This is a genomic window from Streptomyces sp. CA-243310, from assembly GCF_050936775.1.
GTDB lineage: Bacteria > Actinomycetota > Actinomycetes > Streptomycetales > Streptomycetaceae > Streptomyces.
Window position 1 is genome coordinate 242,440 of sequence record NZ_JBNJMF010000002.1, and the last position, 12,512, is coordinate 254,951.

Below are 12,512 nucleotides of genomic sequence, written 5' to 3' on the forward strand. Positions count from 1 at the left end.
ACCAGCTCACTTCCGCGGCCGGCGGCACTAGGGTCCACATCGCGCCATGAGTCCCAGCCCTGCCAGAGCCAGTCGTGTCGCACGAGGGTGGCTCCATGTTCCGGAGCCGCCCTGCACGACCGGGTTCGCACGGCGGTGCGCCGATGACGACCGCCACACCGGAGACCGCTTCTTCATGCACACTGGATCGCCTCCCACGAGAGCGTCATTGACCGTCCTGGCGCTGGTCGCCGCCGTACTCGCACTGATCCTGGGCGGGGCGGGCCCCGCCTCCGCGCACGCCGGCCTCAGTGGCACCGATCCTGCGGACGGAGCCGTCCTCAAGTCAGCGCCGAAGCAGGTCACGCTCACCTTCACCGAGTCGGTCAGCCTCTCCGACGACGCGGTGAGAGTGTTGTCGCCGGAGAACGAGCGGGCGAACCCGCGTCCGCCGCGGCAGGTGGACGGCAAGGGGAACACCGCCCGGGTGGAGCTGCCCGGCAAGCTGATCGAGGGTACGTACACGGTGGCGTGGCGGGTCGTCTCGGCCGACGGCCACCCGATCTCGGGCGCGTTCGTCTTCTCCATCGGCAAGCCGTCCGAGACGGCTGCCGTGGTGGTGACCGGTTCACCGGACGACACGGCCGCCGGCCGCCTGTACGGATTCTTCCGCTACGTCGCCTACAGCGGCCTGGCTCTCCTCGTGGGAGCCGTGGCGTTCATCCTCGTGTGCCTGCCCGGCGCGGGCGCGGTTCGCCCGGTGCGCAGACTGTTGGTGACGGGGTGGGCGGCTCTGGTGGTGTCCGGCGTTGCCCTGTTGCTGCTGCGCGGCCCGTACGAGGCGGCCGGCTCGCTCACGTCGGTGTTCGACCCCTCCCGGCTGCGCGGAACCGTCACCGGGAAGCCCGGGATCGCGCTGATCGCGCGGCTGGCGCTCCTTGCGGTGGGCGTCCTGCTGCTGAAGCGGTTCACCGGGCAACTGGACCGGCAGGATGAGGACGCGCGGCAGCCGCAGGACCTCGGAACCGGTGTGCGCGTGGTGGGGGCCGCGTTCGCCTTGGCTCTGGCCCTTACCTGGGCCGCCGCCGAGCATGCCTCCGCCGGCATCCAGGTGCCGCTGGCCATTCCCGTCGCGGTGCTGCACCTGCTGGCCATGGGAGTCTGGCTCGGCGGCCTGATCACGCTGCTGGTCGTGCTCCGGCGTCGAGCGCCCGACGCCCTCGATGTTCCGGCTTCCGCGATCGGCCGTTTCTCGACACTCGCTTTCGTCGCGGTGTCCACGCTGGTCGGGACGGGCGTGTACCAGTCCTGGCGGCAGGTCGGCTCCTGGGAGGCGCTGTCCACCACTTCGTACGGCAGGACCCTCGTCGTCAAGATCGCCGCCGTGATCCTCGTGCTGTGGGCGGCGTCGTTCTCGCGCCGATGGACGGCTCGCCTTGTTCAGGAGGCGCCCTCGGCGGCCGAGGCGGTGCCGGAGCCGGAGAGGGTGATGGTCGCGCAGACGGTCGGCGCACCGGCAGGCCCGGAGACGGCGGGTCCCGGTGACGAGCCCGTTGCCCCTGTCGGTGGTGAGCCGTCCGGTTCCGAGGCCGACGGGTTCCGGCGCGGCCTGCGGCGTACGGTCGCCGCCGAGGCCGCACTGGGTGTCGTGGTCCTGGTGATCACGACGATGCTCACCGGCACGCAACCCAGCCGCGCCGCCGACGAGAAGGCATCCGCGGTCACCGTGCAGGAACCTCAGGCCAAGGTGCTCATGATGCCGTTCGACATGGGGACGGCAGGCCACCGCGGCACGGTGCAGGTCACGCTGGCTCCGGGCCGGGTGGGCGAGAACACGGTGGAGGCCGTGGTGTACACCGCGGACGGCGGCTTGGCGACCGTTCCCGAACTCCGCCTCACCCTCAACCAGGACGACCTGGACATCGGGCCGCTCGACGCGAAGCTCAAGAATCAGAAGGGGTACTGGGCCGCCTACGACCTGCGGCTGCCCGTCCCCGGCAGGTGGACCCTGAACCTCACGGTGCGCACCACCGACATCGACCAGGTCACCGTGCACGAGACCGTGGACATCACGAAGTCCCCGTAGCGCGGCCCCGGCGGACGGGGATTCCGGGTTGCGGCGAGGTCGGGTTGCCGGGAGGTGGAGCAACTCGCGAGGGACTGCACGACCGGCTCCGTATCCACGTGGTGCCGACTCCCGGCGCGGCAGGGGCGGCGCACGGCACAGGCCGTGCGCCGCCCCTGTGGCCCGCGTCAGGCTCGGCTGCGGCGCAGCCACCAGAAGGTGCCGGCACCGGCAAGCAGTACGACGGCTGCGATCACGCCCACGATGACTCCGGCGCCGCTGCCCGTGTCCTCCTCGGTCGTCGCCTCCTCAGTCGTCGCCTCCGCGCTCGCGGACGCCGCGGGAGCGGAGGGAGCCGCCGGTGACGGCTTGAGCGACGGGGCGGCGCTGGGAGTCGGCGAGGCCGACGGGGCGGGGGCGATCGGCTTGGCCCCGGGGGCCGCCGCCTTCAGCTCCAGCAGGGGGGCCGGATTGTCGACCTTCTCACCGTTGGTGGGCACCTCGATCCAACGGGCGATCTTTCCGTCCCCGTAGGTCTCGAGCGTTTTGAACGCGAGGGACTTCTCGTCGGGCAACTGGCGCACCGCGATGCTGTATTCGGCATCCGTGCCGGTGGCCAGGGCCGCACCGCCGATCGCGTATCCGTCGGGAGTGGCCGTCAGCTTCCACCCGTCGGGAGCCTTCTTCAGCGTCACCGCGTCCGGGCTGATGCCCTTCGGGAGGACGACCCGCAACTCCGCGATACCCGCGGTGTCCGACTCCGCCTCGGAGGTGAAGGACAACGTGACGTTCTCGGCGAGGGCGCGCGGGTCGGAGGCCGTGACCTCGGCGTGCGCGGCGGCCGGCCCGGCGGCCACGCCCACGACGATCAACGCGCCGACGGCCACGGTACCCAGTCTGCGGAGCTGAGCGCGGGTGTGTGATGTGTTCACGATGGAGGAGCCCTCTCGGTGCACGAAGCGGGCGTCACCGTGCAGGTGCGCGGCCCGCCAGGATGGGGGGAACGTTTCCCGCACACCCGGCAGGAGGTCCTCGACGTACCAGCGCATGACAGAGCATCGCCGTCACCGTCGGCTGGAGGGCGAGGCCGCCCAGCGGTGCGGGTACCGTCCGCAGGCAGGGCCGTACCCGTGGTCGACGGCGGAGACCGAAGGCCGCGGCGGCAGCCGCAACAGCGGAGTGGGCCCATCGGTTCACCGTCTCCGGCAGGTGGCTGAGCGCCTGATCCGCGTGGTACATGAGCAAGGCCATCACCCACGCGGCCACGCAATGGGCCGCCGCCATCCCCCACGCGCCGTGGTGTGCCGCGTGCACCGTCTCCGTCAGGCCGTCGTGCGCCTCGGGGTGAGCGCGGGGTACCGTCTGGCGTACCGAAAGTCCCTGATGCAGGAGCAGTTGAGCGGCGTCGGTGGCCACCATCACCTGCCACCAAGGCCGGGGCCGCCGGACCACGAGCCAGGAGAGTGCGAAGACGACGGACACCCCGACCGTCGCCCGCTGCCAGGACACCCACCCCTCCGAGGCCAGTTGATGGGCCACGACGGCCAGAGCCGAGCTGAGCAGGGTGAACACGGCAGCCCGCAGGCACCGTCCGCTCCGCCACACGGGCGGTGGACTGGAACGCATCCCTGTACGAGCTCCGATCATGTCGGGCCCATCATCTGCCGCGGTGGCCTCGATCAGGCCGCAACTGTCAATTGTGGAGCAGTTTTCCGGGTCCGGCCGAGAACGCTCGTCTTGTGCGGGTGCGGTCGGGAGCGGTGGCGTCGTGGCGTCGTGGCGTCGTGGCGTCGTGGCGTCGGCACGGAAACGAACGGGACGGCCTTCAGGGGCAGGGCGTGATGTCAGTGCGTCCCGGGACGGCAACCGCGCCTCAATGTGAAAGGAGGACCAGATGGCGGAACATTTGATGCTCACCCCTTCAGTCGATGGGCAAGTTGCCTGCCACGGTTTAGCCTCCCACCGATAATGACCCCCTGTGGAATGACGTCCGATAACCGCATTCAAGGGACGCCTCCACCAGCACCGCAGATCAGGCCCGACTGCTTGAGGACCACCCCGAACCACGTCGGACCGGCGGCCGGATACCGGCAGGCGGGCAGCGGGCAGCGGGCAGACCGACACAGCCGCCGAGCGGCAGAAGGCAGGTATCCCCCGTGCTCATCGATCTCTCCGGGAAGACCGCACTGGTCACCGGATCTACCCAGGGCATCGGCGCGGCCATCGCGTCCGGTCTCGCCCAGGCGGGGGCACGGGTGGCCGTCAACGGCCGCACCGAGAAGTCCGTCGACGAGGCGGTGCGGCGCATGAGTGCGGGACGCGGGACGCTGATCGCGGCGCCTGGTGACATCTCGACGGACGAGGGCGCGCGGGCGGTGTTCGACGCGGTCCCGCAGGTCGACGTCCTCGTGAACAACCTCGGGATCTTCGGCTCGATGCCGGCCCTGGACATCCCGGACGACGAGTGGCGCCGCTACTTCGACATCAATGTCCTGACGGCGATTCGGATGATCAGGCACTACCTGCCGGGGATGACGGAGCGCTCGTGGGGCCGGATCCAGAACATCGCCAGCGACTCGGCGGTGGTGACTCCCGCCGAGATGATCCATTACGGCATGTCAAAGACCGCCCTCCTCGCCGTCTCGCGCGGTTTCGCCAAGGAGGCCGCCGGGACGGGTGTGACCGTCAACTCCGTCATGGCGGGCCCGACGCACACGGGTGGGGTGGAGGAGTTCGTCTACGAGTTGGTGGACCGCGATCTGCCCTGGGAAGAGGCACAGCGGGAGTTCATGCGCACGCACCGCCCCCAGTCGCTGCTCCAGCGCCTGATCGAACCCGAGGAGATCGCGAACATGGTGGTCTACCTCAGTTCCCCCTTCGCCTCCGCGACCACCGGCGGGGCGCTGCGCGTGGACGGCGGCTACGTGGACTCGATCCTTCCGTAGCCGATCCACGGCGAAGGGCGCCGCGCGGCGCGGCGCCGGCAGCGGGGGCGGGGGCGGGGGCGGGGGCGGGGGCGGGGGCGGGGGCGGGCAGCGGATCCGTGATCCGAGGGCCGGGGTCATCCGGCCCAGCGACCGGTCAGGAAGGTGATGGCCACCACCACGCCGAGCGGGGCCACGGCATACATGTACACCGCCTGCACGCGCGGCCGTCGAAGGCTCCACCCGGCCAGGGCGATCCACAGCGGCCACCACAGCAGCGTGGAGCGCGGGATCGAGGTGTACCAGTACGAGGTGCCCAGCGCCCACAGGGTGAGGGCGATGTAGAGCGCCTCGGGCAGTCGGCGTCGGCGGACCAGCAGGACCAGCAGGACGACGCCGACCAGGATCGCCAGCAGTTCCGCCTGCCACATCAGCGCGTACCCGGTGGGTTGCGTGTGCTGGAAGGCGGCTTCCCAGGTGTTCGACCAGGCGTCCCAGGGTGCGTGGAAGTCCCGGTACCAGCCGCGTTCCTGAGCGTGCTTCCACGCCATCCAGTCCCCGGTACGGGTCGACAGGAACCAGCCGTGGAGCACGGGGGTGAGGGCGGGCAGCGCCAGCCAGGGAGCCGAGCGCCAGGCGGTCCGGTCCCGTGCGGTCAGCACGAAGTGGAGCACGAGCGCGGCGGCCAGGAACAGGCCGGTGACCCGCACCGAGCAGGCCAGACAGGTCAGGGCCGCGGCGGCCGGCCAGTTCCCGCGCTGCGCCGCGAGCCACGCGGGCAGGGCCAGGGCCAGGAACAGGGACTCCGTGTAACCGGCCGCGAGGAACACCGCGCAGGGCGAGAGGAGGAAGAACACCGCCGCACGTCGGCCGCCTTCCAGGTCGCGCAGTCGGCGGCGGGCGATCCGTGCGAGCGCGAGGACGGCGACGCCTCCCGCGACGAAGGAGATCAGTGCCCCGGCGGCGGCCCAGTGGGGGACGACCACGTGGACGGCGCGCAGGGTCAGGGGGAACCCGGGGAAGAAGGCCTCGCGGTTGTCCCAACCGACCGTCCACGGGCCGGCGCCGTCCGGGAAGTAGCCGTCCTGGGCTATGTGGAGGTAGTGCCACCAGTCCCACTGCTGCCAGGGGGAAAGCAGCGAGGGAGCCCGCCGGGACTTGCCGTCGGCGGGGAACAGCCAACTCACGGCTCCGGCGGTGGTCCAGATCCCGATGCGGGTGAGGACGTAGAGCGACAGCACCTCGCGGTCGGCGGGGCCGAGCCGCGGTCGGCGGGGCTTGGGCCGCGGTTCGGCCCGGGCGGTGGGTGCGTGGAGGGTGACCCGTCGCGACGGGGTGGAAACGGCCATACGGGTGCTCCTGAGTCGGCTGAGGGCGCGCCGGACCGCCGGCCGAGGCTGCGCGGCCGGTGGGGTGCCGGTGTCCCCCGGCTACCGGGGTGGGCTGAACGGAGTGGGTCGGGTCCGGGTCATCGCGGGGCGGTCGAGGAGGGCTCCACCGTCGAGGAGGGCTCCACCGTCGATCCCCCGGTCGGAGGGGGCACGGGCTCGGTGGTGCGGGCGGTGGGTGGGGGGCTCGGCTGCCGGGAGGAGGTGGCCGACGAGCGCGGTGGGGAGGTCGGTGTCGAGGACGGGGGCGGTGGCGCCGACGAGGGGGACGGGGACAGCAGGGGTGACGGGGTGGTCGCCGGCCGGTTCCCGTTCCCCCCGTCGGGCAGCAACCCGGCCACCGCGGCGCCCGAACCGGCGAGGACGAGGCAGGCCGCGACGGCGAGTCCGGCGATCCGGCGCAGCCGGGCCCGCTCCCCGCGCCGGGCGATGACCGAGACGGGGGCCAGGGCCGTCCCCTCTTGCCCGGCGGAAGCCGCTTCCTGGAACAGCGACCGCAGCGGATCGTTGGAATCAGGCATCGGGAGCCTCCTCAATGCGGGGGTCCTGCAGATGGCGGGAGAGGGTGGCGCGGCCCCGGGACAAGTGGGTCTTGACCGTGCTTGGGGACAGGGAGGTCTCGGCGGCGATCTGCTCGACCGTCAGGTCGCACACGTAGTGCAGGACCATGGTCCGGCGCTGTTTCGGCGGCAGGTGTCGCAGCGCCTCCACCAGGGCCACCGCCTCGGGTCCCGGACCGTCCACGTGGCCGGCGGGAGCGGTGCGCTCCCAGGCGTCGGCGGTACGCCTCCGGCCGCGCCAACGGCTCACCGCGAGCCGCCACGCGACGGTACGGATCCAGGCTTCGGGCCGCCCCTCACTGTCCAGTTGCCTGCGCCGGCCCCACCCCTTCACGAACGCTTCCTGCACCACGTCCTGCGCCTCGTGGTGGTCGCCGAGCATCACGTACAGCTGTCCTGTCAGCCGTCCCGCCGCCTGCGCGTAGAACTCTTCGAACTCCTCGACCGTCAAGAATCACTCCCGCAATCACTCCCGCGTCCACGTATCCCTCCCACCGGGAATACGCCCGCCGCACCGCATCCGGTCTACACCGGACGTCGAGCAGTCTTGTGAGTGGTGTCACACGAGCCCTCGGGGACACGCGGCCGGACGAACGGCCTCGCCCGCTCAGCAGAGCACGAGGCGGAGGGGCCGGGAGCGTTCTCCCCGCAGGAGGGCCGGGGCGAGCGTCGAGGTCGTCCCCTGTCGGGAGCGCCGTGCCTCGGACGCCCTTTCGGCGCGGGCCTCCTCGCGGCCGGCGCACGCGCTCCCGTCCCCGCGCGGGCCCTGCTTGACCTTGACACGGTGACAAGGCCTTCACTGTCGGCCAAGGAGGTGGTCTTGATGACGATCACGAGTCAGGACGCGGAGGGGCACCGCGCGCTTCAGGAGCTGGAGGACGAACGTTCGTCCGTACGATTGCGGGCTGCGCTGGCGGTCGGAACGGCGCCCGACCCGCACTTCGTGGACAGGCTCGTCGAGCGCTGCGCGATCGAGCCCGACTTCTTCGTCCGCGACATGTTGACCTGGGCGCTCACCCGCCATCCCGTGGCCGTGACGCTCCCCGGGCTGGTGCGCGAGGTTCGCTCGGGGCGGGCGCAGGCACGGAGCCAGGCGCTGCACACGCTGTCCAAGATCGGGGATCGGCGGGCGTGGCCGGCGATCACGCGGACACTTCTGTCCGATGCCGACGACGAAGTGGCACGGAGCGCCTGGCGGACCGCGGTCGTCCTCGTTCCCGAAGGGGAGGAGGCGGGCTTGGCCGAGGTGCTGGCGACGCAGCTCGGCCGCGGTGAGCGGGAGACGCAGTTGAGCCTCAGCCGGGCACTGGTCGCGCTGGGTGAAGCCGTCGTGCCGGCCCTGCGTGCCGCGATGACGGCCCCCGACCCGCGCGTGCGCGTGCACGCGCTCGCCACACGACGGTTGTGGCAGGATCCGGACGCCGGGTTCGAGTACGCGATCGAGGAGGCGAAGCGCGTCGTGGCCCTCGGCGGATCCGGTCAGGAGGGACGATAGGGCGTGTTGATCGGTGAGGTGGCGCGGCGGTCCGGGGTCAGTGCCCGCATGCTCCCGGCATTACGAGTCGCTCGGTCTGGTGCGTCCCTCGGGGCGTACGGCGTCCGGGTACAGGGAGTACTCCGGGGAGGACGTCCGGCGGGTCTTCCACATCGAGAGCCTGCGGTCGCTCGGGATGTCGCTGCGTGAGATCGGGCGGGCTCTCGACGATCCCGGCTTCACGCCCTCGGTGCTCGTCGGCGACCTCATCGCCCAGTCGCGCGAAAAGGATCGCGGCCGAGACCGAGCTGCTCACGCGGTTGCGCCGGATCGACGCCGCGGATCCCACCGGCTGGGAGGACGTCCTCCAGGTCGTCGCGCTCCTGCGGGCACTGGGTTCGAAGAGCGCCGGCGCGCGCCAACGCGCGGCCCTGACCTCGGCCGGCGAGGCTGCGCCTCCCGTGGAGGCCTTGGTCGAGGCGGCGTTGCGCGAGGCGGATCCGCACGTCGCCGGGGCCCTTCGTTGGGCGCTGGCGCGATCGGGCGAGGCCGGGCCGGCGTTGTTGGCGGAGGGCCTCGGTTCACCGGTGGCGGCGGTGCGGGAACGCGCCGTCCAATCCCTGGCCGCGTTTCCCGGCGGTGAGGCCACCGCGCAACTGCGGCAGGCCCTCCTTCACGACGACCTCGTGGTCCGCGGGCATGCGGCTCTGGCCCTCGGGGCACGTGGCGTGGTCGACGCGGCCCCGACACTCATCGACATGGTCGTGGAGGGAAGGAACGACACCGATGCGGCTGACGCGCTGGGCGTGTTGGCGGGCGACACGGCGACGGCGGATCGGATCGCGACCGGGCTCGTCGAGCGCCTCGCCGTCGACACCGTGCAAGGGCCCGCTCGCGGGCGGTTGACGCAGGCGTTGGCGGACATCCCCGGGAGCAGGGCGTCACGTGCCCTTGTGGAACTGTCGGATGACGAGGACCGTGCCGTGGCGCTGACTGCGGCGTACCTGCTTCAACTGCGCGCAGCACGGTGACGCAGACCGCGACTTCTCCCCGGACGCCTTCCCCGCGACCCGCTCGACCAGCATGGGCTTGGCCACGGGCAGCACCTCGGCCAGGGGGCGCGATCGAGCGCATCGGCCGCGCCCGCCGGTCACCGGGCCCGAGACGGCGAGCCGACGGACCGGCCGACGATCAGCCCGCGGGGAGCGGCCCGCTCAGGGCAGACTGTCGGCCGCCCCGAGGGCCGGCTAGGGTGGCAGCATGGACGATCCACAGGACTCCCTCCCGCCCGTGGGGTGGGAGAGTGAAGAGCAGCACGTCGTGATCAGGGTCGGGGGTGAGATGGACCTGGATCGGGCGCCCATGTTGCAGGACGCCCTTCACTCGGTGGTCACCCGGCCCGACTGTCCGGCCGAGATCGTGGTGGACCTGAGCGAACTCACCTTCTGCGACTCGTCCGGCCTCAACGCCCTCATCCAATCGCGGCGCACCGCCCAGGAGAACGGCCGGCGCATCAGCCTGCGCGCCCCTTCCCCGCAGATCCTTCAGCTGCTGGAACTCACCGGTACCGAGAACCTGTTCCCCCTCACGGACACCTGACCACCCCGAACCCACCCGGGCCCGAGGCGGCCACACCGCGCACTTCCCAAGCGAATCCGCCCTGAGCCGCGCCCCCTTGTCAGAGGAAAGGCAAGCGATGCCCGCAGCCGTTCGTGTCCAACAGTCCAGCGGGGAGTGGGAGTCGGTCGTCTCGTGCTTCCAAGAGCTCGTCGACACGCGACGCGAGCCCGGCGGCTCGCTGGCGATCTGGCGCAACGGGGCTCCCGCCCTCGTCGTGCACGGCGGCAGCGCCGACATCGCACGAGGGGTTCCCTGGAGCGCGGACACCCTCGTCCAGGTCTTCTCCACCGGAAAGCCGCTGGTCGCGCTCGCCGCCCTGCAAGCCGTCGCCGACGGCAGGCTCGACCTCGACGACCCCGTCACCGCGCACTGGCCCGCCTACCAGGACACGCGCGGACATCCCACGACGCTGCGCATGATCCTCAGTCACCGGTCCGGCAAGCACACGTTCTCGCCCGCCGCCACCGGGATCGACCCCCGTGACCACGCCGCGCTCGTGCACGACCTGGCAGCCATGAGGCCGTTGACCGTGCCGGGTCAGGCCATCGCAGAACACGCCTCCACCTACGGCCACCTCGTCGACGGACTTCTCGCCGCGGTCGGCGCCCCTTCGATCCGCGCGTACACGGAAGCCCTGTCCCGCGCCCTCGGCGTACGCCTCAGATTCGGCGTCCACCCCCACGAACTCCCCTTGGTCGCCGAACCCGAGCCCCTGGGAACCGCGTGGACCGACCCGTACCTCGCGCACGAGCCGGGCCGCGCCGCCCTGCTGCGCCCCGCCGGTCTCCTCGATCCCGATACCCTGCGCAGCCCGTCCTGGCACCGGACCTCCTTCGGCGCGATCGGTCTCATCACCGACGCCACCTCGCTCGCGAGCCTCTACGACGACGTCAGCCGACCCGACGGCCACATCGCACGGGCCCTGGGCGGCGCACTCTGGTCCCAACTGTTCAAGACCGCCGCCACCGGCACCGACGGCTTCCTGCGCGACACCGTCCGCTGGTCCCTGGGCTTCAGGATCGACGACAACGGCGAACCGGGCATGGGTGGCATCGGCGGCAGCTGCGCCTGGTACTCCCCGGCTCACTGCTACTCGCTCGCCTACGTCACGCGCGGTCTGCACACGCACGACCGCGTGACCCGACTTGCCGACGCCGTCGAAGCGGCACTCCGCGGAGAGACCGGCGTCCCGGCCGTCCGGGAGGACGTGGAGAGCTGATCCGAGTTGCCGGCCTCTCCGGTCGGCGCCCGGCGGCGTGCGGGCCGCCGGTCAGAACGCGTACCGGATCCTCAGCCACGGGGCGTGGGCGGCGACGAGCGTGCGCATGGTCTCGACGGCCTCGGCCTTGACGCCGCCCCGGTAGCGGACGTTCAGGCTGCCGTTCTGGGAGCGCTTGGGCTGCTGGAGGTCCGGCCGCCACAGGGCGTCCTCGGCGCGCGGGTGCCAGCCGAGGTTGAGGTCGTGCAGGTCCTTGTTGTGCGTCAGCATGATCACCTCGGCGGCCGCCTGGTCCTTCACCGCACGGGGCAGCACGTCGTCCATGTGCCGCAGCAGGAGGGACCAGTCCCGCTCCCAGTCCGGGCGCAGGACGATGGGCGAGAGGTTGAAGTGGACCTCGTACCCCGCTTCGAGGAAGTCCCCGGCCGCGGCGATCCGGTCCCCCACCGGGCTGGTGCGGATGTCGAGCAGTTTGGAGTCCTGCTGTGGCATGACGGAGAACCGCACCCTGGTACGGCCGCGCGGGTCCAACAGGAGCAGGTCCGGGTTGACGAACTTGGTGGCGAAGGATGCCTTGGCGGTGGGCCGGCTCGCGAAGGTTCGGATCAGGTCGGCGACGTTGTCGCTGATCAGCGCGTCGACGGAGCAGTCGCTGTTCTCGCCGATGTCGTAGACCCAGGCGGTCGGGTCGCACTGGTTGGCCTCGGTTTTGGGGCCGAGGCGCGCCATGTGCCGGGAGAGGTGGGCGATGATGCGCTCGATGTTGGTGAAGACGGTGATCGGGTTGGCGTAGCCCTTGCGGCGCGGGACGTAGCAGTAGGCGCAGGCCATGGCGCAGCCGTTGGCCGGGCCGGGGGCGATCCAGTCCGCGGAGCGGCCGTTGGGCCGGGTGGTGAGCGTCTTCTTCTCCCCCAGGACCAGGGTCTCGCTCTTGATCCGGACCCAGCGGTCGACGTTCCCCTCGTTGCCGTGGAGCTCCGGGATCCCCCAGTGCGAGGTGACGGGAACGACCTCGGCATCGGGGAAGCGGGCGAGGATCTGCCTGCCGCGCGGGGAGGCGGCGGCAGCGGGCTCGGCGTGGATGGCCCGTACGGACAGCAGTCGGCGCGCGGCCGTGGAGTCGCGGAACAGCGGGCCGGAGTCCGTCGCACGGTGTCTCTCCCGGCCCGTGTCGATGTCCTCCAGGGCGAACAGGGCGTCCGCGTCGTCCGGGTACTCGTCCGGTCGGCCCGCGTGCGGTCGGGCGCCCATGTGCGTCTCCTGCGGGATCTTCGCGGTCGGCC

General features: G+C 71.6%; 11 protein-coding genes and 1 pseudogene. 7 read left to right on the forward strand and 5 right to left on the reverse strand.

The window, feature by feature from the left end; all coding sequences use genetic code 11:
- Positions 1–208 precede the first annotated feature (208 nt).
- Entirely contained in the window at positions 209–2,065 is a 1,857-nt protein-coding gene (locus tag ACQEVM_RS18590) for a copper resistance CopC/CopD family protein (protein ID WP_433080429.1), read from the forward strand.
- A gap of 167 nt (positions 2,066–2,232) precedes the next feature.
- Here ACQEVM_RS18590 and ACQEVM_RS18595 read toward each other — a convergent pair whose 3' ends face one another.
- The gene (locus ACQEVM_RS18595; protein ID WP_433080431.1) at positions 2,233–3,093 is read right to left on the reverse strand and encodes a DUF1775 domain-containing protein; all 861 of its coding nucleotides are present in this window, start codon (positions 3,091–3,093) and stop codon (positions 2,233–2,235) included.
- A gap of 359 nt (positions 3,094–3,452) precedes the next feature.
- On the opposite strand from ACQEVM_RS18595, the gene ACQEVM_RS18600 reads away from it, so the two are divergent.
- Together ACQEVM_RS18600 and ACQEVM_RS18605 are read left to right on the forward strand one after the other, a co-directional pair.
- Positions 3,453–3,575 (forward strand): hypothetical protein, encoded by a 123-nt coding sequence (locus ACQEVM_RS18600; protein WP_433080433.1) that lies wholly within the window; start codon positions 3,453–3,455, stop codon positions 3,573–3,575.
- A 625-nt stretch (positions 3,576–4,200) separates the two neighbouring features.
- A complete protein-coding gene (locus tag ACQEVM_RS18605; protein WP_433080435.1) occupies positions 4,201–4,989 on the forward strand; it encodes an SDR family NAD(P)-dependent oxidoreductase in 789 nt (262 codons plus the stop codon).
- Between the two features lie 116 nt (positions 4,990–5,105).
- On the opposite strand, the gene ACQEVM_RS18610 is transcribed toward ACQEVM_RS18605, so the two are convergent.
- From ACQEVM_RS18610 to ACQEVM_RS18620, 3 genes are all read right to left on the reverse strand, one after another.
- The gene (locus tag ACQEVM_RS18610; protein WP_433080437.1) at positions 5,106–6,317 is read right to left on the reverse strand and encodes a mannosyltransferase family protein; all 1,212 of its coding nucleotides are present in this window, start codon (positions 6,315–6,317) and stop codon (positions 5,106–5,108) included.
- 119 nt (positions 6,318–6,436) lie between these two features.
- Positions 6,437–6,877 (reverse strand): hypothetical protein, encoded by a 441-nt coding sequence (locus tag ACQEVM_RS18615; protein WP_433080439.1) that lies wholly within the window; start codon positions 6,875–6,877, stop codon positions 6,437–6,439.
- Positions 6,870–7,367: a SigE family RNA polymerase sigma factor gene (locus ACQEVM_RS18620; RefSeq protein WP_433080441.1), complete on the reverse strand. Its 498-nt coding sequence runs from the start codon at positions 7,365–7,367 to the stop codon at positions 6,870–6,872. Before ACQEVM_RS18620 ends, ACQEVM_RS18615 begins: the two co-directional genes overlap by 8 nt.
- A 372-nt stretch (positions 7,368–7,739) precedes the next feature.
- Between ACQEVM_RS18620 and ACQEVM_RS18625 the strand changes: the two genes are divergently transcribed.
- The 4 genes and pseudogenes from ACQEVM_RS18625 (at position 7,740) to ACQEVM_RS18640 (ending at position 11,229) form a co-directional block, all read left to right on the forward strand.
- Positions 7,740–8,411 (forward strand): HEAT repeat domain-containing protein, encoded by a 672-nt coding sequence (locus ACQEVM_RS18625; protein WP_433080443.1) that lies wholly within the window; start codon positions 7,740–7,742, stop codon positions 8,409–8,411.
- Between the two features lie 3 nt (positions 8,412–8,414).
- A pseudogene (locus ACQEVM_RS18630) lies at positions 8,415–9,421 on the forward strand (MerR family transcriptional regulator).
- Positions 9,422–9,650: 229 nt separating this feature from the next.
- A complete protein-coding gene (locus tag ACQEVM_RS18635) occupies positions 9,651–9,989 on the forward strand; it encodes an STAS domain-containing protein (RefSeq protein WP_433080445.1) in 339 nt (112 codons plus the stop codon).
- A 97-nt stretch (positions 9,990–10,086) separates the two neighbouring features.
- A complete protein-coding gene (locus ACQEVM_RS18640; RefSeq protein ID WP_433080447.1) occupies positions 10,087–11,229 on the forward strand; it encodes a serine hydrolase domain-containing protein in 1,143 nt (380 codons plus the stop codon).
- A gap of 51 nt (positions 11,230–11,280) precedes the next feature.
- On the opposite strand, the gene ACQEVM_RS18645 is transcribed toward ACQEVM_RS18640, so the two are convergent.
- Positions 11,281–12,480, reverse strand: a complete 1,200-nt coding sequence (locus ACQEVM_RS18645) for a spore photoproduct lyase family protein (RefSeq protein ID WP_433080449.1) — start codon at positions 12,478–12,480, stop codon at positions 11,281–11,283.
- Positions 12,481–12,512 lie beyond the last annotated feature (32 nt).